Annotated in this window: 17 protein-coding genes; 6 read left to right on the top strand and 11 right to left on the bottom strand. The window is 50.9% G+C overall.

Features of this window, described 5'->3' with window-relative positions; genetic code table 11:
• Positions 1-31: 31 nt before the first annotated feature.
• The 4 genes from HJG54_RS27865 to HJG54_RS27850 form a co-directional block, all read right to left on the bottom strand.
• Entirely contained in the window at positions 32-1,129 is a 1,098-nt protein-coding gene (locus HJG54_RS27865) for an ABC transporter substrate-binding protein (protein ID WP_316432502.1), read from the bottom strand.
• 282 nt (positions 1,130-1,411) lie between these two features.
• Positions 1,412-2,551, bottom strand: coding sequence for an ABC transporter ATP-binding protein (locus HJG54_RS27860; RefSeq protein WP_316432501.1), 1,140 nt, complete (start codon positions 2,549-2,551; stop codon positions 1,412-1,414).
• A gap of 375 nt (positions 2,552-2,926) precedes the next feature.
• The gene (locus HJG54_RS27855) at positions 2,927-3,568 is read right to left on the bottom strand and encodes a flavin reductase family protein (RefSeq protein ID WP_316432500.1); all 642 of its coding nucleotides are present in this window, start codon (positions 3,566-3,568) and stop codon (positions 2,927-2,929) included.
• Positions 3,569-3,628: 60 nt separating this feature from the next.
• Positions 3,629-4,744, bottom strand: a complete 1,116-nt coding sequence (locus tag HJG54_RS27850) for an extracellular solute-binding protein (RefSeq protein WP_316432499.1) — start codon at positions 4,742-4,744, stop codon at positions 3,629-3,631.
• A gap of 505 nt (positions 4,745-5,249) precedes the next feature.
• Between HJG54_RS27850 and HJG54_RS27845 the strand changes: the two genes are divergently transcribed.
• The 3 genes from HJG54_RS27845 to moaC all read left to right on the top strand — a co-directional run bounded on the left by HJG54_RS27845 (position 5,250) and on the right by moaC (position 7,377).
• Entirely contained in the window at positions 5,250-5,930 is a 681-nt protein-coding gene (locus HJG54_RS27845) for a GntR family transcriptional regulator (protein WP_316432498.1), read from the top strand.
• Positions 5,931-6,007: 77 nt separating this feature from the next.
• Positions 6,008-6,601: a transposase gene (locus HJG54_RS27840; protein ID WP_316432497.1), complete on the top strand. Its 594-nt coding sequence runs from the start codon at positions 6,008-6,010 to the stop codon at positions 6,599-6,601.
• A gap of 272 nt (positions 6,602-6,873) precedes the next feature.
• Entirely contained in the window at positions 6,874-7,377 is a 504-nt protein-coding gene (gene moaC, locus HJG54_RS27835; protein ID WP_316432496.1) for a cyclic pyranopterin monophosphate synthase MoaC, read from the top strand.
• Positions 7,378-7,383: 6 nt separating this feature from the next.
• Here the strand turns inward: moaC and HJG54_RS27830 are convergent, their stop codons facing one another.
• The 5 genes from HJG54_RS27830 to HJG54_RS27810 all read right to left on the bottom strand — a co-directional run bounded on the left by HJG54_RS27830 (position 7,384) and on the right by HJG54_RS27810 (position 13,913).
• Entirely contained in the window at positions 7,384-7,587 is a 204-nt protein-coding gene (locus tag HJG54_RS27830; RefSeq protein WP_316432495.1) for a hypothetical protein, read from the bottom strand.
• Positions 7,588-7,672: 85 nt separating this feature from the next.
• Positions 7,673-12,856, bottom strand: coding sequence for a beta strand repeat-containing protein (locus HJG54_RS27825; RefSeq protein ID WP_316432493.1), 5,184 nt, complete (start codon positions 12,854-12,856; stop codon positions 7,673-7,675).
• A 114-nt stretch (positions 12,857-12,970) separates the two neighbouring features.
• Positions 12,971-13,306, bottom strand: a complete 336-nt coding sequence (locus HJG54_RS27820) for a XisI protein (RefSeq protein ID WP_316432491.1) — start codon at positions 13,304-13,306, stop codon at positions 12,971-12,973.
• Complete coding sequence (locus HJG54_RS27815; RefSeq protein ID WP_316432490.1) at positions 13,294-13,707, bottom strand: element excision factor XisH family protein; 414 nt, start codon at positions 13,705-13,707, stop codon at positions 13,294-13,296. The genes HJG54_RS27820 and HJG54_RS27815 overlap by 13 nt, the downstream gene beginning before the upstream one ends.
• A gap of 65 nt (positions 13,708-13,772) precedes the next feature.
• A complete protein-coding gene (locus HJG54_RS27810; RefSeq protein WP_316432488.1) occupies positions 13,773-13,913 on the bottom strand; it encodes a hypothetical protein in 141 nt (46 codons plus the stop codon).
• Between the two features lie 256 nt (positions 13,914-14,169).
• Here HJG54_RS27810 and HJG54_RS27805 point away from each other — a divergent pair, with 256 nt between their 5' ends.
• On the top strand, positions 14,170-14,469 hold the full coding sequence (locus HJG54_RS27805; RefSeq protein WP_316432487.1) for a hypothetical protein: 300 nt from the start codon (positions 14,170-14,172) through the stop codon (positions 14,467-14,469).
• Entirely contained in the window at positions 14,466-14,894 is a 429-nt protein-coding gene (locus tag HJG54_RS27800) for a type II toxin-antitoxin system VapC family toxin (RefSeq protein WP_316432486.1), read from the top strand. Before HJG54_RS27805 ends, HJG54_RS27800 begins: the two co-directional genes overlap by 4 nt.
• 141 nt (positions 14,895-15,035) lie before the next feature.
• Here HJG54_RS27800 and nrdJ read toward each other — a convergent pair whose 3' ends face one another.
• Both nrdJ and HJG54_RS27790 read right to left on the bottom strand, forming a co-directional pair.
• Positions 15,036-18,551, bottom strand: a complete 3,516-nt coding sequence (nrdJ, locus tag HJG54_RS27795; RefSeq protein ID WP_316432485.1) for a ribonucleoside-triphosphate reductase, adenosylcobalamin-dependent — start codon at positions 18,549-18,551, stop codon at positions 15,036-15,038.
• A gap of 357 nt (positions 18,552-18,908) precedes the next feature.
• Positions 18,909-19,421 (bottom strand): single-stranded DNA-binding protein, encoded by a 513-nt coding sequence (locus tag HJG54_RS27790; RefSeq protein WP_316432484.1) that lies wholly within the window; start codon positions 19,419-19,421, stop codon positions 18,909-18,911.
• Positions 19,422-19,971: 550 nt separating this feature from the next.
• Between HJG54_RS27790 and HJG54_RS27785 the strand changes: the two genes are divergently transcribed.
• Positions 19,972-22,821, top strand: coding sequence for a hybrid sensor histidine kinase/response regulator (locus HJG54_RS27785; RefSeq protein ID WP_316432483.1), 2,850 nt, complete (start codon positions 19,972-19,974; stop codon positions 22,819-22,821).
• Positions 22,822-22,860: the final 39 nt, after the last annotated feature.

Genomic DNA, 22,860 nt, shown 5'->3' with positions numbered 1-22,860 from the left:
GCCTATTCAGTCGATAGTAATTACACAAGTACTAAACCGTTACCTCTTTATTGAATCGCTCAATCCACTCCGAACGCTGCTTACTGATTGTTTCCCAATCCTGATAGATGTATTTCTCGTAGTCATCAAAGGTTTTGGCAATTTTTTCGGCCAGAATTCCCGTTAATGGCGCATTTTTATTCACGGGGGCAATGAAGTAGGGTTCAGATGCCATTGCCGTTTGCACCTCCGTACTAAGGGCTGCATCGATATAGGCCGTTGCTAGCTCAGCGCTGGAAACCGGATTCTTCACCACATGCATCGAAGCACCGAACGCATAGCTGCCTTCCTTGGGAATCACCCAATCCACATCCACGCCTTTGCTTTGCAGCAGTGCAATGCTGCTGAGGTTATGGGGTGCAATATCGATCTCGCCCTGCTGGAATAGCGTGCCAAGCGCACCGAGGTTGGGTGCAATGGCTGCCACGTTGGGCAACAGTTCTTTCACAGCTTTGAAGGCTGGCTCCAGATCCGTCTCACTGCCACCATGCATTTTGGCAATTTCCACCATCCAGCCGGTGCCTAGCGTGCTGCTCATGTTGGTAATACCGACGCGCCCTTTGTATTCTGGCTTCCAGAGGTCGGCCCAAGAGGTAGGAGGGGTGGTAATCTTTTTGGGATTATAGGCGATGCCAACAAACTGGAGGCCAATAATCGGTCCCCAATCCCCGCCGCCGGACTTTTGGTAACGCGGCAGCACGTCGTTGTAGTGCTTACTTGCTTGGGTTGGGAAGGGTTGTAAAATCTCATCCTTGGGTGCCGTGATTAAGGGTCCCGGATCGAGAATCGCCACATCGAAGGGTGGATTCGTGGCACCTGCGGCCTGCAACCGGGCGACTTGATCAACGGCAAACATGGGCACTAGGGTTACATCCGACCCCGTTGCTTTCTTGAAAGCAGGCACCAAGATTTTGCGATGGGCATCTTCCCAGGTGCCTTGGTAGGTTGCTGCGACCAGCTTGCCGTCCGCTCCAGCTTGGGCTGAGCCGCCTTCAGCCGATTGATTAGCGCAAGCGTTCAATCCCGCGATTGTCAGTCCTGCGCCAAAGCTTGCGCCTAAAAAAGTCCGGCGTTTCAAACGATAATCCATGATCCTAAACCACTCCTGAGACGGTATATGCAATCGAGATAAAGCAGATTACAGTTGCGAATGAATAGCGTTACATAAAGAGGGATAACTAGCGGAAAGTTCGATAACTAGATCCCCCTAAGTCCCCCTTATGAAGGGGGACTTCAAGCCAGGTCAGTTCGGGTTCTCCCTTCAAATCCCCCTAAATCCCCCTTCATAAGGGGGACTTCAAGCCAGGTCAGTTTGGTTTCTCCTTTCTGAAGGGGAGATTAGGAGAGGAACAGCAGCACGTCTTGACTGAGGTTAGCTTGTTGCCGGAAACAGCGAACAGGCGTGAGGAGAAGCAAGTTCCAAATAGATCTGCTGCCCTTTTTCGAGGAGACGAGTGCCTGGGATGCGGGGCTGTGTCACCTTCACTTTCGTATCCGGCGAGATTTGTACCTCATAGGCCGTCACCGCTCCTAGCGGCAAACACATTTCCACCGTACTAGGCAGGCTATGGGAACTTGGCTGCGTCTGGATGCGCAGGTTTTCCGGTCGGACGGCTAGTAGCATATTGTCATCCGGTTGGATCGGGGTCGGGCTGGCCACCCGAAATCTGCCACCACCGGGCACTTGTACGAGATATTCGGACATGTCGCGTCCCATCAGCTTGGCCGGCAACAGATTGCAGGTTCCCACAAAGGTGCTGACAAACAGCGTCGCGGGCTGGTCGTAGATCTGGCTGGGCGTATCAAACTGGTGAATTTCGCCTTGGGACATGACCGCAATGCGGTCCGACATGCTCATCGCTTCTTCCTGATCATGCGTCACCAAAATGGCCGTCACGCCCTGCTCACTCAGCAATCGCCGGATTTCGATCTGCATGTCTAGCCGCAGGTTTTTGTCTAGGGCACTGAAGGGTTCGTCGAGCAGCATCAGCTTTGGTTCAACAGCCAGAGCACGGGCAATCGCCACCCGCTGCTGTTGCCCACCCGATAATTCACTAGGATAGCGTTTGGCTAAATGCCCCAGTTGCACCAACTCCAGCATTTCTCCCACCTTGCTGTTGACCTTGGCGTTTGGCAACCGTTTGGCCCTTAGACCGTAGGCGATATTGTCCCAAACCGACATGTGGGGAAACAGCGCGTAGTTTTGGAAGACAATGCCCACTCCCCGCTGACTGGCTGAAAGCGATTCTACCGCTTGCCCGTCTAGTAAAATCTTGCCGGAACTGGGCTTGAGAAAACCGGAAATAATCCGCAGCAGCGTGGTTTTGCCGCAGCCGCTTGGCCCCAGCAGCGAAACAAATTCACCCGGCTGAATATTCAAGTTGATATTCTTCAGTGCTACCATTTCTCCGAAACGGTGCACAATCTGCTCAAGCACAAGACTAGTCCCCAAATCGCTTTTCATTACTGGGGCAGGGGCAATCACCGGACGAATTTGCTCAACTGACTCCATGCGTTTAATCCTCTTGATCTCGAATGAACTGCCGTATGCTTTGCTAAACCTACCGCTAAATCATTACCGAATCTGTATTGCCAAATCGCATTAATCAAACAGTCGTGGCACCAAAATCTATACTTTTGCCACTATGCGGAGACTACTCAGATAAACAGCCAGTGTACTGTATACAGAAAGTAAAAATGTATTCCAAAAAACAATTTTCCAATTTGTAATGATTACTTAACCATACATCCTGCCCTTCAGATAAACCTTTTCAAGGATATGAACTGCTACAGTAGTACGATGATCAACCTGAAGGCCAATCAGCAAGCTACCACCCAACTGCTACGCAGAAGCCAGCGACCACTCATCTACTCATCCACTTCAACTTCAACCAGGCTTACCTTCCTGCTTAAGCACAGGAGAAAACAACTCGCCAATTTTTGTATATTCAGTTGACCCACCCAGACGGGTGATTGGTTTCATGGCAACAGTATTCACCAAGCCCAACTCTGGCCGATATAGATCTTCGCGCACATGGAATCGCAGGACACGGCCCAACACCATGACATTGGTGGCCCCCTCTACCGGCACGATTTGCGTCACCTGACATTCCATCGCTACCGGAGCATCGGCAATCCGAGGCGGACGCACATCCACCGACGCCAGTGTTTTCAATCCCGCCATTTCAAACTCGCTGATGCCATAGGAAAACTCGACTGCTGTTTGCAGCATTGCGTCTGCCATTGCTTCATCGACGACATGGGAGACAAATTCACCAGTCTCTTTAATATTCCGCAACGTATCTTTTTCTTTTGGCTCTCTGCGGCGATAGGAAACCGAGAACATAATGGTGGGGGGAAATCCGGCTACAGCATTGTAGAACGAGTAGGGAGCAAGATTAGGAACGCCAGCAGCACTGATGGTTGATACCCAGGCGATTGGGCGAGGAGCCACAATGCTGGTGAGCAAATGATACGGAGCTGGATCGGGCATCTCAGCCGGCACAAACGAGTGCATCGATTGGTTCATGGTTAGTTCTTCATAACAACAGCCCTAAGAATCGTCCCATCAGGTGTGGTTAGCTGCATCTTAGGCCGATACTTCTTTGTTGAACCGTTCGATCCAGGCAGCGCGCTGTTGATTGATGGTTTGCCAATCGAGAATGTTGACCTGCTTCATAAACTCAGTGGCGTTTTTGGCACCGATCTTCTCGGTGATGGCCGCTGCTAGCGATACCGTTTTATCCGACGGAACATAATAGTAGGGTGAACTGGCCAGCATCGTTTGCGCTTCTTTGCTAAGGGCCATATCCACAAAGGCCGCGGCGGAATCCAGCCCCGATTTTGGCTTACTAACGACATTGAGGCTGTAGCGTGCTCCGGTCATGCCCGTCTCTGGTACCGCCCACTCAATCGAAACTCCCTTTGCCTTCAGGGCTAGAGCGTCGTTATGCCAGATTGGTGCAATATCTACCTCGCCCTGCTGGAACAGAGTTGAGAGCGCCCCCGGATTAGCTGCTACGCCGCCGAGTTTGGGTAGCATTTGCTTCAAGGCTGCAAACGCAGGTTCGATATCAGATTCACTGCCGCCTTGCAGTTTGCCCAGCTCCACCATAAATGAAGTACCCAAAATACTGTTCATGCTGACCAGCCCAATTTGCCCGTCTAGGTTCGGATCTAGCAGTGCCTGCCAGGAAGATGGCGGTGTTTTGATTCGTTCTGGGTTATAGCCAATCACCACGCCCTGCATGTAGAAAGTCGGTGCCAGCCCCTTATCGTTGATAAATAAGGGGTCAATGTTGCTAAGGTTAGTAATCTTGTCCGCCGGTAGGGGCTGGAGTAGTCCTTCTTTGAAGGCAATGTCGGTTTGCCCGTCATCTAGAATCACCACATCAAATGGCGGATTATCGGGTGCTGCCTTAAGACGCGCCACCTGCTCAAACGCCAGCAACGGCACAATACTCAATTGGCCTTTGCCCGATTGGTTAAACAAAGACGCATACTCTCGAAATAATGCTTCGGTTGTGCCAGGAAACGATCCCGTCACAATCTGCCCACCTGCTCCTGCGGTTGGTGATTCTGCTTGAGTGGTACCGCCAGGAACAGATGCCGTATTGCAGGCTTTGAGCGCCCAGCTCGTACCTAAAAACAGCCCTGTTCCAAGCACGGTACGGCGAGACATGCGTTGCACAAATCGATTCGACATCAGATATCCCTCAATAAACGTTTCGTGTAAGATAAGCGAGTAATCAGATAGAACCGAGTCGTAAAATTGAATAGGACGTAACTAAAATCACACTCAAGTCAACGTTTGAGATACTTCTATGAAAACCTCGGCAATCTGGAGAAAAAGATTGAGGCTGCCATCAGACTGTCGGGTAAACGGCAAAAGACTCACTTTGCGAATTAAAACACTAGACATAGGGCAAAAAGTTTTCCCTGATTAAGTTCGTCACAGGTGAACAACGAAAATACTCAGCGTGTAATTTAATCGGGCTGAGTGAAATCTGAGCTGCGAAAACTTGGATACAAAAAATCTGAGCATTGCTCAGCAATCCTGGTGACCGACTTTCGTTCGATCTTTCGCCACTATACCGGCAGCGCTTGGCAGAAAACGTTATACAGGCTACAAAATATAGCATATATCATATATGATCCATGATTTTTGAGAAATGGCATAATAGTGACTGTGAATTTAGGAGCGACCAACCTTGGCTAAACTGCAACTCGGTGGGTTAAACAAGTTTCCCCGCACCACGCACGCCACGGTGACCGAACATCTGCGGCAGGCCATTCTGTTAGGGCACTTACCAGGTGGAACCCGTTTAGTACAAGCAGAACTAGCAGAAGCCTTAAACGTTAGCGTCACGCCTATCCGGGAAGCATTGCGAGAACTGAGCACCCAGGGGTTGATTGAACTCGATGCCTTCAAAGGAGCGGTAGTCCGGATACCCACCTTATCCGAACTCGAAGAAGTATACGAAATGCGAGCTGCGCTAATTCCCCTCAGCGTCAAACGAGGCATTGCTCAAATCACGCCGCCGCAGATTCAGGAAGCCGAAGCCCTGCTGGATCAAATGGAAGCGACCACCGATCACGAGCAGTGGGTTGATTTGAATCGCCAGTTTCACAATCTATTAGATGATGCGACTCAAACCACCCAACTCAAGCAAATGCTGCATCGGCTCTCCGACTTAGCCGCGATTTACATCAATCTTTCCTTCAGCGAGCAGCCACTCCGCAAAGCCGAATCCGAACAAGAACACCGAGCCATTTTGCGGGCTTATCAACGCAAAGATGCCAAAACAGCCACCAAGCTAATTTTGAATCACTTGAATGGCACGTTAGATACTGCTCGGAACGCCGTGATGAAGCAAACAGCAACGGTTTAATTACGCTCAATTTTGGGTAGATCGAGATAACCGAGAGCAAACTTTGGGAACGTTAAGAAGGATGAGCTGTTGCGTTTATGCCTTCTCACTACGATCCCCAAAAGCATCACCGTCGTTCAATTCGCCTCAAAGGCTACGATTACACCACAGCAGGAGCCTATTTCATCACTCTCTGCACCCATCAGCGCGAGTGTTTATTTGGAACGATTGAGGATGGGCAGATGCAGTTGAGTTTGTTAGGGCAAATCGTCCAATCCTGTTGGTTAAGATTGCCACAGCATTTTCAGTCGGTGGAATTGGACGCCTTTGTGGTGATGCCGAATCATGTGCATGGGATTATTTGGTTGGGTGGGATGGATTGTAGGGGTGAAGCATTTGCGCCGAGATTGATAGCATCGAGTCAAGATATTCATACAAATGCTTCGCCCCCACCAAAGGACGGAACACAACCCGGATCAATTGGTGCAATCGTGCAAAATTTCAAATCGGTTTCAACCCGTCGCATTAATCAACTGCGCAAAACGGCGGGCAGACCCGTCTGGCAACGCAATTACTACGAACGTATCATCCGAGATCAGCGCGCCTTACAAAATATCCGACGCTATATTCAGAATAACCCGTTGTCCTGGTGGCAAGACCAGTTGCATCCGAACCATCCATCAAAATACTGACTCGTATGTTGCCCGTTTGAGCAGGTGTAGAGCAAAAATCTAGCCCAAGAAACTACTAGAGAACTCCGCCATCAATGTTGCGTTCTCAAGATCAACGGTTCCAGTTTCGTCTACAGTTACGGAAACAGGACTTACGCAGCTCAGCAATTTTTGCCCCCCCTAGCCCCCCAAATCTGGAGGGAAACAGATTGGAAGTCCCCCATTATTGGGGGATTTAGGGGGCAAATACGTAAGTCCTAGGAAACATACTTTTTCCTAGGAGCAATCGTGCCATGACAGAACCTGCAACACCAGACTCAACTACCCTCTCCCACCTCGATTTGCAAGGACAGGCGCAAATGGTGGATGTTTCAGCGAAAGCTGCAACCGTGCGATCTGCGGTGGCGGTAGGCCGGGTGCGCATGTTGCCCGAAACGCTAGAAGCAATTCAAACCGGCAATGCACCTAAGGGCGATGTGCTGAGCACAGCCCGCATTGCGGGGATTATGGCCGCCAAGCAAACGGCAAATCTGATTCCGCTCTGCCATCCGCTGCCGCTGCAAAAAGTCGAAATTCAAATCACGCCCGATCCGACCCTGCCGGGATACCAAATTCAAGCCGAGGTGAGAACCAAAGCCGAAACGGGTGTGGAAATGGAAGCCTTGACTGCTGTTTCTGTAGCGGCCCTCACCCTCTACGATATGGCCAAAGCACTCGAAAAGTCGATTCAGATCGAGGCGATTCATCTGGTGCGCAAAACCGGCGGCAAATCGGGCGACTATCTGGCTTCTGGTTGATAGATTCTACTCAATCGTGATCGACTGGGGACCATTTTTGCCATTGGTGCTGGAGGGCGTGCTGGGCGTGTAGGAACCCGTTTGCTGATCCAGCCAGCTTTTCACCGGATCTTCGGCCAAATTCAACCGCAGCAGCCCCGAAACAAAACCGCCCAGAAACGCCACTGGATAGCTGGTGAGCTGCTGAAATACTGGGGTCAATTCATCCATAAACATACGCAAACCTTCTAACGACACTCGCCAAGATTGATCCTAGCGCGAGCAATCGCTTTCTCGGCAAGCAAGTTATGATCAGCTACTTTGCCTGCTGGTCAAAACAGTCGCGGCTCATCACCAATCGTCCGTCTGGTAGTCGGTACACACCCTGCGGCTCTACAATCGGATCCCCGGGTTGCCAGTCTGTAGGAGCCTCTTCGGTGGGGATAGCGCGAACTTCACCTGTGGGGTAAGCTGAAGCTGCATCGTTGCCGGGAGCCGCAGGCAAGCCCCCTGTGCCTGTGATCAGGAATGTGCCGCCTGTTTCGGTGCGGGCAATGCAGCTATTGGCGAGCAGTTGGTCGGTGTTGATGGCGCTGGTGGGCAGGTCGGCGAGGCTGTTTTGGATGAAGCTGACATCGGGGGCTGTCACGACTCCAGAGCGCACTCCACTTGCATCGACTTCGACCTGGTTATTTTCTGCGGCGCGGGTGTCAGGAATGTACGCTTCGCCGAAGAAGGCAGGGGTATCGAATCTGATGTTGCCGCCTTGTCCTTCGGGGGCGCGGGTGACGATGTCGCTGTCGTCGAATGCCACAATCGCATCTGCGGATAGGGTGATGTTGCCGCCGCTGCCTTCGCCTTGATTGACCTGGGTGCGGATGTCGCTGTCGCCTCGCAGGCGGATTTGTGCGGCGCTGAGGTTGATGTCACCGCTTGATGAGCTGTCGGAGAAGGTTTCGATGTCGCTGTCGGTTGTCTGAATCGTATCTTCAGCGTTAACGACGATATCTCCACCGCGTCCTTGGGCTTGGGTGCGGGCGCTGATGCGGGCGTTGTCGAGGTTGAGGCTGCTGGTGTTGAGCTGGATGTTGCCGCCTTGTCCGCTGGCGTTTTCTCCGACTGCGGAGGAGATTGTGCTTTGGTTGAGGGAGATTGTTTCTGCGTTGCGGACGGTGATGTTGCCTGCGTCGCCTCGATTGGCGGTGTTGGCAGTGATGCGAGCGCCGTTGTTGAGGGTGAGGGAGTTGGTGTCTAGGAGGATGTTGCTGCGTTGATCTGCTGGCTGTGAGCGGTTGGGCTGATTGGCTGGGCGGGGCACGATGCCGTTTGCTCCAATTTGCGTGGAGATTGTGCTGTTGCCGAGGAAGATGGAGTCTGCATTTTGGACAATCACGTTGCCTGCTTGCCCGATGCCGTTGGTGGCGGCTGAGAGGCGGGAGTTGCCTCTGAGGGATAGTTGGGGGGTGTTGAGGCGAATGGTTTGAGAGTTGCCTGTTGCGCCTTGTTGGACGCGGTTGGTGATGCGGCTGCGATTGCGGAGGTTGATGCGATCTGAGGCGTTGATGGTGATGTTGCCTGTATCGCCTATTCCGGCTGTACTGGAGCTGATGCGAGAATGATTGAGCGTTAATTCGCCCGTTTGAATCTCTAGATTGCCGCCGTCGCCTCTAGTTTGTGGGGTTTCAACTGCGGTTGAGATAGAGCTGTTGTTGAGGGAGATCGTCTCAGCACCTTGCACAGAGATGTTACCAGCATCACCTGTTCCAGCCGTGGATGCCGAGATTTGGGAATCGCTGAGGGAGAGATTAGGTGTGTTGAGGGTGATCTGCTGAGAATCACCTGTTGCAGTTGAGTTGACAGTACTGGTGATACTGCTGTTGTCAGCGAGGGTAGTGCGATCTGAGGCGTTGATGGTGATGCGTCCGGTGCTGCCTGTTCCGGATGTGCTGGAGGTGATGTTGGAGCGATTACCTAAGGCTAGAGTGTCTGTGCCGAGTGTGATGCTGCCGCCTTGTCCGATAGCGTCTGCGTTGACGGCAGTGGAGATAGTAGAGTTATTGTCTAACGTGATTGATTCAGCATCACGGACAAAAATGTTGCCTGCGTTGCCTTGTCCGGATGTACTAGCGGTGATTTGAGCATTGTTGTTGAGGGCAAGGGAACGAGCTTGGATATCGATGTTGCCCAGATTTGAGTTGGGATTACTCAGCGCAGCACCAGAGTTGATGGTAGTGGAGATCGTGCTGTTGTTAAGATTGATGGTGTCAGTGTCGCGAATCTGAATATTGCCGGGGTTGCCTGTACCAGCAGTGAAGGCAGTGATTTGAGCGCCGTCGAGCAGGTTGAGCGTATTGGCGTTGAGGGTAATAGTTCCACCGTTGCCTGTGGAGTTGGGGCGCGTGTTGGCGAATAGTCCGCTTTCACCGTTGCCTTCATTGGCAGTGACATCACGACCGAAAGTGGTGAGACGATCGTTGAAGGTAAGATCTCGACCAGAGAAAGTGATGTTATCGCGAACATTCAGGGTGATATCGCCCGCTTTCCCTGAACTGAGAGTAGAGGTGATCAGTTGTCCACCGCTAGTGGCTTCGAGCGTGTTGGCGTTGATCGTGATGTTACCACCGGGTTGACTGTTGGCAGTACCAGCGTTAATCACAGCGCCGTTGATGAGGCGGAGGGTAGGAGTAGCGATCTGAACGGAATTACCTCGTCCAGTTGCAGTCGCCTCTGCACTCGTAGCGATTGCGCTAGAGCGACCATTGCGGCGATCGACACCATCGAGAAACACTGAGTTGGTGGCGTTGATGATGATACGGCCTGCATCGCCTTGTCCACGAGTGCTGGCTTGAAGTTGAGCGCCATCAGTCAGAGTCAGAGAACGAGAAGTGAGGTCAATGTTGCCACCTGCACCAATCCCACCCTGTTCAACGGTGCTGAAGATACCACCAGTAAACGTTCCACTCCTGCCATCGAGAGACACTGAATCCGTGGCGTTAATGATGATACGGCCTGCATTGCCTTGTCCAAAAGTGCTGGCTAAAAGTTGAGCGCCATCAGTCAGAGTCAGAGAACGAGAAGTGAGGTCAATGTTGCCACCTGCACCAATCCCACCCTGTTCAACGGTGCTAAGGATAGCTGCATCGTCGAGAGACACCGAATCAGTGGCATTGATGATGACGCTGCCTGCGTTGCCTTCTCCAACAGTGCTGGCTTGGAGTTGAGCACCACTTGCAAGGGAGAGTGTATCAGTAAAGATCTGAATATTGCCTCCTTGTCCGACTGCTCCTGGTTCCACGGTACTTGAGATAACTGTACTCGTACCATCTAGAGAAATGCGATCGCGTGCTTTTATCAGGATATTACTGGCACTACCCTGTCCCGCTGTGTCAGCACGTATGCCAGCACCATTCAGCAAGGATAGGGAACCAGTGAAGATAGTTAGATTACCTCCGTTTCCACTTGCTTCTGGCTGTACTCGAATCGAAATGGTTGCTCCATCCTGAATAATAAATTGTTCAGTTAAAACCTGGATATTGCCAGCTTGTCCAGTTCCTTGAGTACGAGCAGTTAGGGTGCTTGGCTGCTGAATGCTTTGAGATATGCCAGATAGTCTTACCGACTCTGAAGCCGTGATAACTATATTACCTCCACGCCCACTGCTGCCTCTTATAGCATTCGCTGAAGCAATCCCTCCATTTTCAACAATAAAATTTCTTGTCTGAATATTGATATCGCCGCCTTGACCACTACCGCCAGTCTCTGCACTCAGAGCTGCACGCTCTCTATTTAACGAAACACCGCTCAATTGCACCAATTCTGAGGCATTGATTGTTAGATTACCAGATTGCCCACTACTTCCTTGGATTGCATTAACTGATATGATTCCTCCATTCTGGACAATCAGTTGAGGAGTATTGATCAAAATACTGCCTCCGGAACCGCTACCACCTGTTTGAGCAGATATAGCAGCACGAGATCCACCTGCGGAAGTACCACTTAGACGGACAGATTCCGTAGAATTGATGGTCAGATTACTCGCTGAACCGCTAGTTCCCTCAATTGCATTGATGGAAATAATAGCGCCATCTTGAATGGTGAGTTGTCTAGTATTCACGTTAATACTACCACCGCTACCGCTACTGCGAGTTTCAGCAGCTAATGCAGCACGGGTACCATCGTCGGAAACACCGCTTAAATTTACAGTGTCCAAAGCACTAATCGTTAAGATACCGCCCTGTCCCTGGCTATTTGGCTCGGTACTAGTTGAAATGATGGCTCCCTCACTAATATTTAATTGTCTGGTAGAAACCGTAATATTTCCACTATTCCCGACACCAGATGTTTCAGAAGCGATGCGAGTTCTGGTATCACGGTTGCCTAAAGTGCCGCTTATCTCTATTGAATCAGTAGAAATTGTAATATTTCCAGCACTCCCTTGCCCATTTGTCTCTGCAACTAAACGACTTCCGTTAAGCATACTGATTCCACCACCTTGAAAGCGAATTCCGCCTCCACCAGCAGTTGCAGATGTGTTAGTTGCAATCGAAGAATTTGTCAGATTGAGCTGATTTGCTCGGAGTGCAATATTGCCGTTATTTTGACTACCAAAACCATTCGAAAGGATAGAGGAATTGGTTAGTGTCACTTGAGAGCCTTGAATCTCAATCTCGCCGCCCGAAGTGCTGACACTTTGTATGCCGCTTGCATCAATGATGCTGCCCGATGCATCAATTGATCCTAGTCTCAAATCGGTTGGGAAATTCAAATCAAGACGGTTGCCATCAACTGTTATTCCAACAACACCTTCAGCAACCGCTCCTAATTCAACGTGCCCACTTGATGCAAAAAGCTTTCCCTGCTGCAATCGAATTTCATTGCCTAGCAACAGTAAGCTCTGACCATCGCTAACACGTAACCCATCGACAAACTGAGGATTAATTGAATTAGGGGTTGCTGATTGATTGATGATAGACCCGGATGGATTGACTTGATTGAAAAAGAACGCACTCGGATTCACCGTCAGCACACCTGGAGCAACACCATCACCAGCACTAAAAAAGCCCTGCTCGCCAAACTGAATTGCATTTGCCGTCGTTCCCACAAACGATCCCTGCACATCCAGACTCGCGTTTGAGCCAAACAAAATTCCGTTCGGGTTCATCAGAAACAGATTCGCCGCACCATCAACACCCAACGTTCCTAAAATATTCGATGGATTATTCCCCGTAACGCGACCAAAGATATTCTCAATCCTGGCTGGGTTAGCAAAATATGCCGCATCACCCTCTCGAATGCCAAACTCCTGAAAGCTATGAAACAGATTGCGATCTCTCGCCGCGCCGCCCTCAATCAAATCTGCCGCTCGTCCTCGCACTGCCGCCCGTCGCACCCGCGAACTATCAGCGCCTAATGTAGCATCAGGCACAACCTGCGCCTCTGCTTCCATCCCCAGCACACTAACTGCCAAACTCGCCAAGCCAGCCCAAATAACCCTTTGCATCGCTCCAGCCCTTGTCAGTAGTTGAACACATGATTTAATTCCAATTAGAGGACTTCTACCACAAGAACTGAACTAGAGCAGCGAAACAGACTACTTTCTTTAGAAATGGGCTATCTAACTCACTGCATATTCACTAAAATGTCGCAAATAGGGCGCGTGATAAGCTAGAACAATCTCTGCTTTTGCCACCCCAAGCTCTACTAAAATATTAGCGATACCCACCTCAGTATCATCATTTTCAACCCAAATCTTGCCGTCTTTAAGCCGCACATGCACCAAACAGTGGTGGATACGATCATCTTCATCCCAGCCCAGGTGAAAAATCTGATAATCATCCTGCGACTCGTTGCACAACAGTTGGACTTCAATCTGTCCATGTATCGGCTGATGCTGACTCTGCTCGGCTAGAACCTGCTTCACTAGACTACGATACTGATTCAATTTATCCATTGCACAATCTCTTCCTTCTGTGGATGAAACACCAACAGCTTAACTTGATTATCCTCAATCATCATTCTAGGAAACGGACGAGTAAAAAAGTTGCGATAGGTTGATCTGGCTACAGCAAGATAGAGAATTCGCTCAGGTTCTTTGAGGCGGAGTGCCGCCCGGTAATTGATAAACTGACCCAACGCAGTATGAAATTCAGAGATTGCGGAAGGACTCAGAAATGACTTGACCTCTACAGCAATTTTTTCAGTTCGCCGCTCAGCCACAATCAAGCGCTCAGCCGATAGATCAATTTCCATCTGGACTCCACCTACATCAAGCGAGTAATATCCAGCAGAAACAATCCACCCATCTTTCTGCAAAGCAGATTTGACTGCGTTATGAAACGCATCTTTAGCCATCCTATACCTTTACAATCTGCTATCATTTCTGGATGTCTTAGTTGTAGCACTGTCGTCATTTACAACTAAACTTTCTGGATCAACCCAAATCTTCGCCGCGAACGCTCTGCACCCAACGTACTATCAGGCACAACCTGTGCCTCTGCCTCCATCCCCAGCACACTAGCTGCCAAACTCGCCAAGCCAGCCCAAACAACCCTTTGCATTGCTCCAGTTCTCATCGATAGCGAACACATGATTTGATCACAATGAGAAGACTTTTATCACAAACACCAGAACAAAGCAGCAAAACCGGTAACTTTCTTTAGAAATCAGAATGCGTTATTACAGATGTGTTAGATTGATCAGCAGTCTTCCAAGTGATCAATGCTGCAAATTATTGAGAACACATTCGAGATGGGAAGTTCTGAAGTATAGGCAACAGTTTGGGCGTTATAAGAAGCGAACAACAGGACATTCACAATGGTTGAATCAAAATCTCAGCCAACCGACTCAATCAGCACAATGACCCGTGCTGAGCTAGAAACTCTAATCGCTGCAATCGTTCAAAATAAATTGCAACAGCAAAACTCTTACGAGATGCAAATTCAGCAGATCAAACAGAAGTTAGCTCAGCCCTACGACACTACAGCTCGCTCTTTTCGAGAGATTGTGCGCGAAAATATGGCAAAAGTTCCAGCTCATGAATGGGAGAAAGTTCCTAAAGATGCTTCGCAGCGGCTCGATGCTTATCTTTATGGAGTTCCTGACAATCAATCATGAGGACTGTCTTTGCTGATAGTAGCTACTGGGTTGCTCTCTTCTATTCACAAGATGAACTGCATCCGATAGCTGATACCATATCTGAGTCTCTAGAAACCAGTAAGACGTTCATCACAACCAGTGAAATGGTTTTGATTGAAGTATTGAACTTCTTCTGCAAATTTGAACAGAATATTCGCCAACAGGTAGCTACCACGATATCAGGTATGCAGAATAATCCTACTATCACCGTCATACCCCAAACAACCGAGCTATTTGATCGCGCCCTAAACCTATATACTCAGTGCCCAGATAAGCAATGGAGTTTGACAGATTGCAGCTCCTTTGTCCTGATGCAGGATCTAGAAATCCAAGCAGCACTGACCCATGATAAACACTTTGAGCAAGCAGGTTTCCAAGTGCTGATGAGAAAAGTGACCGACTGAGATCAATCGCCAGACTAGAGCAGTGAAACGAACGGGCTTAAAGTTTACAGAAAGCAAGATGGAAAGCTCACTCCAGAACCTTCCATCGTTTTTGCTAGTTTGCTAGCGGTTATGCTGTTGATTGACTCCTGCCCTAGCCAGCTACTTCTGCTCTGGCAACATGCATTTATCGCTATCGCAGCCCGCTGGTCCCGCCTCAAACAATTCACCAGAGTCATAGCGTTTCAGCGACTGCTGGAAATCATCGGTGCGTCGCCGCAACAACACTTCTTGATGCAGCTGTTCGTACTGAGCTTTGGAGATTGGCTCGAATGGCAGACGCGGGAAGGTTTGGTGATCGTCGAAGCGAGCCAGCAGCGCGGCTGAAATATAGCCTTCGTCGGTTTGGATGGCGTCATAGATGCGTTTGGCTAGATCTTCGACTTCGCTTTCCCGCAGTTCAATTGTGGCCGAGGTATTGTGAGCCGTGTAGTGTTTTTGCACCTGCATGTAGAAATCCGTTTGTGCCAGAGCTGAAAACTTGGAGATGTCGATCTCGTCAGCTCCGGGTAGATTGGCCCACAGGACTTCCACCGGAATTTCCACCAGCCATTCGGTACAGCGAGGATCAAACGGATCATCCAGCAACCGCCCGTTTTCGTCTTTGTCGGACTGGGATGGCACGATCTTGTAGCCATAATCCAAACAGGCCAGCGCCACCGGATCGTTTTTGCGGAAGGTGATGCGCCGAATAAACCGCTGCGCTTTGGGCGGATGCCAACCCGGACTCGCACCCGTCAACAGCGATTTGGTGCCTGCGGGCTGAACGGTGGTGCAGCGGTTGGGGCGTTTCAAGTCATGCTGGTCACAGTAGTCCCACACAACGCGATGCACAATCTCCTTCCAGCGGCTGAGGTATTCCTTTTCTTTTTGCTTGAATTGCAGCCCGGTGACGCTATCGGGGCGGCCCTGCTCCCACCAGCGCAACCACTCGACGCCAAACGCCTGCACAAAGAAATCGAACAGACCCGTAAAGGAGACGCCGACAATGGGGTCAAGCAAACGCGACTCTTGATAGCGCGGTTCAACAAACTGATGATTCAGTAGCGATGCTACCGACAAAGCTCCAGCGGTAAAGGCGGCTTCTTGTTCTTGGAGATTAAACGGATCAAGCTGATTCAGGTGAATTTCCGCCAAATTACAGTGAAAATTTTCACCCAGGATTTCGCCACATGGGTTCAATCCGTAGCGTCCTAACCGATGCTGTAATTCGGTTGCTGGCATATTGGGATATTGCTGCTGCAACCACTGTTGTCCTTCTCCGCGATTATAGGCAGCAATAAACTGTAATTTTTGCTCGGAATGTTGGAGTAAATCGCCATTTCCTCGCGCAATCGCTTCACCAGCCCATTGAATTGCGCCTTCGCCGGAATAGAACTGTTTGCGCACAGCATCGATGCATTCCTCGTAGGTTGGCTTGCGGTGAAATACGCGGGTATGGTTGGCCATCCGCAGCACATCCCGTTCTGGGTCAATCCGCCAGTTGCCTTCGGCATCCTGCTGCCAGAGGTTATCTTTAGCGGCGGCAAATGCCTGATCGCTGCTGATGCCTTGACGCATGCCGGCACTGTTATGAGTCAGATAGCCATCGCAGTAGAAACAGTGGGCTTCTTCGACCTCGATGTCATAGGTTTGGACATGGTCGTAGCTGCCCACTCCTTTAACCGTGACTGGAATATCCAGGTTCAGGTCCGATTCTGCTACATAGCGCTCGTAGTTGGCGGCAGTTTGGGTAGACCCCTCAAAGCCCATGGCCTGCATTTCGCTGTAGGTGTAAGCTGCCCGCAGCACAGCAGCGGGAATCGTAAAGCCATGCATTTTCAGTCCTTGCCGCAATGCTCCCTTGGCCGAGTGGGGGGCAATCAGGGCGTTATAGCGGTCCTTCAGCGCCGGGATGGTCAAATTGTACTTCGGCTGCCAGCTCTGATTTTGCGGATGCACCACGATCAGCCGACCGGCAAGGCCCAAACTCGACAGCACGGCGGCCACCTGTCTAGCAAACGAGCGGTACACGGTTGTAACTAGATGGGGAGGCCGATTGTTGACCGCACCATCGCTATCCATCAGCCCTGCTAGATAGGCTGCTCGAATATCCACCGCACCTTGCAGAATGAAACGGGGCACCTGCAATGGCTGGTTAGGCTGCTTGATATGTTGGTAGAAGTACTCGGCCAATCGAATCGAGGAGCACACCGATTTAGCTGTGGTTTCTCCTTTAACAAAACCGTGAGAGACCGACAGACCGAACAGCGCTAGCGCCGCATCCAGCTTTCCCCGAATCCCAGCTGCTACCTGCATATCCAGGCCATTCATCGCCCATTCAACTCGACCATAGGGTTTGCCATATTTGTTGCGTCCTAGCGCCACATGGCCATCCCCCTGCGTAAATCCAATCAACCAGGCGACTTCAGGGGTTAGATCGGGAATCACGATCGGTTTCACGCTGCGGCTTTGCGCAGGTCGGGTTGCATCGTCTTGGGGAAGGTGAGTCACGGTCCCGGGCAGAACCTGTGTGCTGTGCATCAGCCGATCGCCTTCAGCCAATTCCGCCAACTGCTTCCAGCGGATCGTACCTTTGGCATCGGCCCAAACTGCCTGTCGGTGATTCAGGGTCGCTCTTGGAGCCGTGGCGTTGGTCTCAATTTCGTAGACATCTTGATAGCCCTGATCAAATTTGCTGACCACTCTGCGGAAACCGAGCGGCGTTTGCACCAAATCTCCAACCTGCACATCCCTGATCGGCACCAGTCCCTTTGAGGTGTGCACCAGCGCATCTTCAGGCAGGCAGCGGCGAATGTTACCGGCCACCACACAGGCCGCCGCCTCATCGATCAGCAAGCAGCATTCCACCGAGGTCAACTGGCGGCCAACTGCTTTGTTCAAAATATGGGCACAGCGCTCATAGAGTCCGGGTAAGCGAATCGGGTTGGCCACACCGCCAAAGCCCTTCAGTTTTTCTCCGGCAGGCCGCACATCACTGAGGTCAATTACCACCTGCACCGAGTCGGTAAAGCGCTCGTCGGTGGAAAGCTCCAGCAGTGTCTGGTAGGACTTGACCCAGCCCTGGCGGCTATCTCCCACTTGAATCGTCACCTGATTGCCGTTGATCGTGACTTCGGTTTGCTCACGGCGCAAGGAGGCTGGAGTCGTGCCGATCTCTCCCTGCATCGTCACCTGCAAACAATTGCGGATTGGCGGCAACTGGTTGATGTACTTCGGTTCGAGCACGGCACCCGTACCGCAGCCCATCATGGCCAGATCCATCATCAGACCAAAGGCACGCCAATCTAGGACATTGGTGCTGGTGCAGTTGTAGGCTCCGGAAAAGTTCTCTGATTTCTCGATCCATGTGGATCCACCTACCCAGAGCCAGCGTCCAGAAGGTAGGCTTTTCAACTCCCGCTGCATTCGCTCGACCAGGGCTGCTTGTTCTGGAGTGAGTTTGCCCAGTTTGATCAAGCCCCGCAGTGTACGGCTACAGACATCCTGCCAACTCTCCCGCTGTTGGTCGGCGGTGATATCGCGACGACTGTAAGTGCGGAAGAAAACTGGATTGGCGGCTGGGGCGTTTTCAGGAAGCGAATTGGTTTGACGGCTGCGTTCGAGGTTTTGAACCATAGGACATTCCGGGACGTTACTGCTTGTGGTTGCGTGGGGTTGCGTAGACGCTATCCATAGCGTCATGCAGATGATATTACTCTAAGCCTGGAGGTTTTGCTACTCTTTACCCCAAACTCTAGGGTAGTCCACTTTGAATTTTGTGCAGCCTAGCGCTTTGCCCAGAGGATTGAACTCTGTCTATAGAAGAAGAATAGGATTCGACTAGATTCTGTTACGCCCATCGTGCCATAAAAAACACAAAGCGCAGAGAGCCACAACTACCCTCAACGCTTGTCCAATGGTTGATCAAATTCGTGGCCCAACCGAACCGACGCAAGCCGCTGGCTGGATATCGAAGCAAATTCGGAATCTGGCTTAGAACGGAATCTCGTCGTAGTCAATTGGTTCCGGAGCAGGGGCCGAATAGGCTGGGGATTTAGTGGCTGCTGGTTCCGCTTTAGGGGTACGGCTGGCAGGTTTGGCCTTGGGTGCACTGGGAGCAGCAGTGGCGACTGGGTTGGCTGGAGCCGCGGCGGTTGGTGCTGCGGTTGGCAGGCTGGCTGAGGTGGAAGTAATGCTGGCATCGGCACCGAGGAGATGGATTTTTTGGGCGGTCAGTTCGGCCCGCTTTTCCTTAAACCCTTCCGGACGTTCGATTGTGTTCATGTGCAGTCGGCCTTCAATAATCACCCGGTCACCGACGTGATAGCGCTCCTGGATTTCCTGGGCCAAATTGCCCCAGCCGACAACCTTCAGCTTCTCAGGTGGGTCTTCGTCTCGCAAACCTGGAAACTGCACCCACAGTTCGGCCAGAGGTGTTTGATTATCGGGTGTATAGCGCAGTTCGGGGTCTTGGACAACTTCCGCCATTAAGATGCAGCTATTCATAACAGATGTTTAGCTCCTATTGAGGTGGACGCAGGATTTTAATGTGGTTTTGAGTGCCTTTAGTGTACTCAGAGTTTACGGTGATGGTGCAGCTCTTCTGGGCTGACTTTTGGCCGATGGCCGAAAGGATTTTAGCCGAAAGGATTTGCTAAGAAGCAATCTAATATATTTGTACTATTTTACAAAATTGGGTGGGGGAATGGCAAACTAACGCAATCTAGCTTAGTTTATTCCCTTGGTCTCAGGTTGGGCTGGATTGCCAGTCCATTCCCTAGCCTTTAATACCATTTCCCTTTAATCAGGCTACAGATTACAGCATTCGATGGGTTGCGGTATGCAGCTTCCGTAATTCAAAACTCAAAACTTAAAACTAAGAATTGGTATAACATCAGCCCCGTCAAGGCGCTGCCAACCGCTATGTTAAGGAAAATACTCCGACATTCCGCTGGATTTGAGCTAATTTGCGTTATAGCAAAACTACGCTTGGGCATGTTATGGCTAACGACTACCTGAATTACCTTTACCTGAATTACCTTGTCGGAGGCGAACCATGTCCCAGCCAATTCTGTCTGATCCCTCCCATCAAAAACATGATAGAAAGGTTCCTCTCCGCTTAATTTTGGTTCTGCCTTTTGTGTTGCAAATCTTTGCAGCAGTGGGCCTAGTCGGATATCTCTCCTTTAGAAATGGCCAAAGGGCTGTGAAGGATCTTGCCGCAGAGTTGCATCGAGAAATTGCCTCCCGCACCCAGCAACACCTGGAAACTTATCTGGCCACGCCCCATCTAGTGAATCAGATCAGTGTCGATGCAGTTCGCGAGGGGCGATTAGATACAGAAAATCCAGCAAGCGAGCGCTATCTCTGGCAACAGAAGCAGTATTTTAATGTCAGCTGGATCATGGTTGGCGATCAGCAAGATGGCTCTTTCCTGGGAATCGGGCTGCGCGGCGAGAATACGGCTCCTCAGTATATTTTTGTGAATCAATCTACAAATTTCTTAAATCACTACTACAACATTGATTCGCAGGGGAATCGCATCGGACCACCCGAAATCGGGAAGAAATATGATGCGCGGCTCCGCCCCTGGTATAAAGCAGCCGTTGCCGCCAAGCAGCCGGTTTGGGGAGAGATTATTCCTGATTTTGGTTCCCCAGTTCTGGTGATTACGGCCAGCCAACCTGTTTATAACCAAGCAAATCAGCTTCTAGGAGTAGTTGGTGTTTTTCTCAGACTGCAAGATGTTAGTAAATTTCTGGAACAACTGACGATCGGCAAATCAGGTGAGGTGTTTATTATTGAGCGCGATGGGCGAATCGTAGCAAACTCCACGGCTGAGCTGCCCTTCAAGTCTCAAGATGCAGAGCAGCCTGAGCGCCTGCTGGCAACGGAAAGTAAGAGTGTGCTCGTGCGGGCAACCGCCAACCATATGATTCAGCAATTTGGCAACTTCAAGCAGATCAAAGCCCCGACTCAGCTTGACTTTCAGCTCAATGGTCAGCAGCAGCTCGTTCAGGTGACGCCTTTTTCAGATGGTCGCGGCATTGATTGGTTGATCATGATTGTCGTGCCCGAATCTGATTTTATGGAGCAGATCAACGCTAACACCCAGACTACGATTTTGCTCTGTTTGGGTGCGCTGGCTGTTGCCACAATCGTCGGGATTTACACCTCGCGTTGGATTACTCGTCCGATTCGCCGCTTGAGTCAGGCCACCGAGTCGATTGCAGCTGGTAATTTGGATCAGCAGGTGGAAGGGTTTCGGATCAACGAACTGAATGGCTTAGCTCATGCCTTTAACCGGATGGCACAACAGTTGCGGGACTCGTTTACAGCCCTGCAACAATCCAACGAAGTCTTGGAATCGCGGGTTGAAGAACGCACGGCTGAGTTGAAACAAGCCAAAGAAGCCGCGGATAGGGCCAACAAAGCCAAAAGTGAGTTTCTGGCTAATATGAGCCACGAGCTACGCACGCCCTTAAACGGAATTTTGGGCTATGCGCAAATTCTGCAGCGCACAAAGAACCTACCGGAAGTGGCTCGTAAGGGAGCCAACGTGATGCACCAGTGCGGCGCTCACCTGCTGATGCTAATTAACGACATTCTAGATCTGGCCAAAATCGAAGCTCGCAAAATGGAGCTGAATCCCACCGAGTTTCATTTGCCGGCTTTCCTAAACGGCGTCGCTGAGATCTGCCGCATCCGAGCCGAGCAAAAGCAGCTTTGCTTTGATTACCAGTTTGATTCCCAACTCCCGACTGGAATTCGGGCCGATGAGAAGCGCTTGCGTCAGGTCTTGCTGAATTTGATCGGCAATGCGATTAAGTTCACCGATCAAGGCAGCGTCCGGTTTGTGGTCAAGGCTCAGCCCATCGAAACCTCTACTGAGAACGCACAACCCATGTACCGATTGCGGTTTCAAATCGAAGATACAGGGGTTGGCATGACGCCCGACCAGCTGGGAAAGATCTTTTTGCCATTTGAGCAGGTTGGAGCGGCCCAACGCCAAACTGAAGGAACCGGACTGGGGCTAGCGATCAGCCAGAATATCGTTGCCTTGATGAACAGTACGCTAGAAGTGCAGAGTCAACCCAATCAGGGCAGTACCTTTTGGTTCGATGTTGAGGTGCCGGTGGCGCAGAGTTGGGCTGATGCAGCCAGAATAGTGTCCCAGGGCATGATTGTGGGCTATGAGGGGCCAGCCCAGAAAGTGCTGATTGTGGATGATCGATGGGAAAACCGCTCGGTGCTGGTTAGTTTCTTGGAGCCAATTGGGTTTGAGCTAGCTGAGGCCAGCAACGGTCAGGAAGGGTTGGAAATTGCGACTAGCTGGCAACCTCATCTGATCATTACTGACTTGTTAATGCCCGGACTGGACGGGTTTGGCATGATTCAACAGTTGCGCCAGCAGCCCGAAACCAAAGATATGATCATCATTGCCTCTTCGGCCAGCGTGTTTGAAGCCGATCAGCACCAGAGTCTCGATGCCGGTGCCAACGAGTTTTTAGCCAAACCAGTTCAGGCGGATTGTCTCCTGTCCCTACTACAGCGCTGCCTCAACCTCCAATGGCGCTATGATCAACCGACTGCTGGGCCAGCCCGACCGACATCCCGTCCATTCCCGCCAACTGACATTGCCAATATCGCTGACGTTGCTGACGTTGCTAACATTGCTGACATTACTGACATTACTAACATTGTTGCTCCGCCGCCGGAAGTGGTTGCCCAACTCATCGACTGTCTCAAGAAAGGTGATCTGGATGGTGTAATCGAGATCGCCACTGCCCTGAAACAGTCCCACCCCGACTGTGCTGCCTTTGCTCAAACGTTAATCAGCTATGCCGAAGCCTTTGAACTCAAACAGTTGGAGGCATTCATTCAGCAATTCAGCCTTCAGCTATAAACCTGCCCCAAGCGCAGCCCCATTGCAGGAGCCTGATTA

The sequence above is a fragment of the Leptolyngbya sp. NK1-12 genome, from assembly GCF_032598965.1.
In the GTDB taxonomy this organism is placed as follows: domain Bacteria; phylum Cyanobacteriota; class Cyanobacteriia; order Elainellales; family Elainellaceae; genus Elainella.
The sequence above is the reverse complement of the archived record's forward strand: the minus strand, read 5'-3'. Positions and strand labels throughout refer to the sequence as shown.

Excerpts from the sequence above, each read along its gene's own strand:
- HJG54_RS27860 (WP_316432501.1), bottom strand. The coding sequence starts at position 2,551 with ATGGAGTCAGTTGAGCAAATTCGTCCGGTGATTGCCCCTGCCCCAGTA.
- HJG54_RS27865 (WP_316432502.1), bottom strand. The coding sequence starts at position 1,129 with ATGGATTATCGTTTGAAACGCCGGACTTTTTTAGGCGCAAGCTTTGGC.
- HJG54_RS27820 (WP_316432491.1), bottom strand. The coding sequence starts at position 13,306 with ATGGATAAATTGAATCAGTATCGTAGTCTAGTGAAGCAGGTTCTAGCC.
- HJG54_RS27810 (WP_316432488.1), bottom strand. The coding sequence starts at position 13,913 with ATGCAAAGGGTTGTTTGGGCTGGCTTGGCGAGTTTGGCAGCTAGTGTG.
- HJG54_RS27815 (WP_316432490.1), bottom strand. The coding sequence starts at position 13,707 with ATGGCTAAAGATGCGTTTCATAACGCAGTCAAATCTGCTTTGCAGAAA.
- HJG54_RS27790 (WP_316432484.1), bottom strand. The coding sequence starts at position 19,421 with ATGAATAGCTGCATCTTAATGGCGGAAGTTGTCCAAGACCCCGAACTG.
- nrdJ (WP_316432485.1), bottom strand. The coding sequence starts at position 18,551 with ATGGTTCAAAACCTCGAACGCAGCCGTCAAACCAATTCGCTTCCTGAA.
- moaC (WP_316432496.1), top strand. The coding sequence starts at position 6,874 with ATGACAGAACCTGCAACACCAGACTCAACTACCCTCTCCCACCTCGAT.
- HJG54_RS27855 (WP_316432500.1), bottom strand. The coding sequence starts at position 3,568 with ATGAACCAATCGATGCACTCGTTTGTGCCGGCTGAGATGCCCGATCCA.
- HJG54_RS27840 (WP_316432497.1), top strand. The coding sequence starts at position 6,008 with ATGCCTTCTCACTACGATCCCCAAAAGCATCACCGTCGTTCAATTCGC.
- HJG54_RS27800 (WP_316432486.1), top strand. The coding sequence starts at position 14,466 with ATGAGGACTGTCTTTGCTGATAGTAGCTACTGGGTTGCTCTCTTCTAT.
- HJG54_RS27825 (WP_316432493.1), bottom strand. The coding sequence starts at position 12,856 with ATGCAAAGGGTTATTTGGGCTGGCTTGGCGAGTTTGGCAGTTAGTGTG.
- HJG54_RS27805 (WP_316432487.1), top strand. The coding sequence starts at position 14,170 with ATGGTTGAATCAAAATCTCAGCCAACCGACTCAATCAGCACAATGACC.
- HJG54_RS27785 (WP_316432483.1), top strand. The coding sequence starts at position 19,972 with ATGTCCCAGCCAATTCTGTCTGATCCCTCCCATCAAAAACATGATAGA.
- HJG54_RS27830 (WP_316432495.1), bottom strand. The coding sequence starts at position 7,587 with ATGGATGAATTGACCCCAGTATTTCAGCAGCTCACCAGCTATCCAGTG.
- HJG54_RS27850 (WP_316432499.1), bottom strand. The coding sequence starts at position 4,744 with ATGTCGAATCGATTTGTGCAACGCATGTCTCGCCGTACCGTGCTTGGA.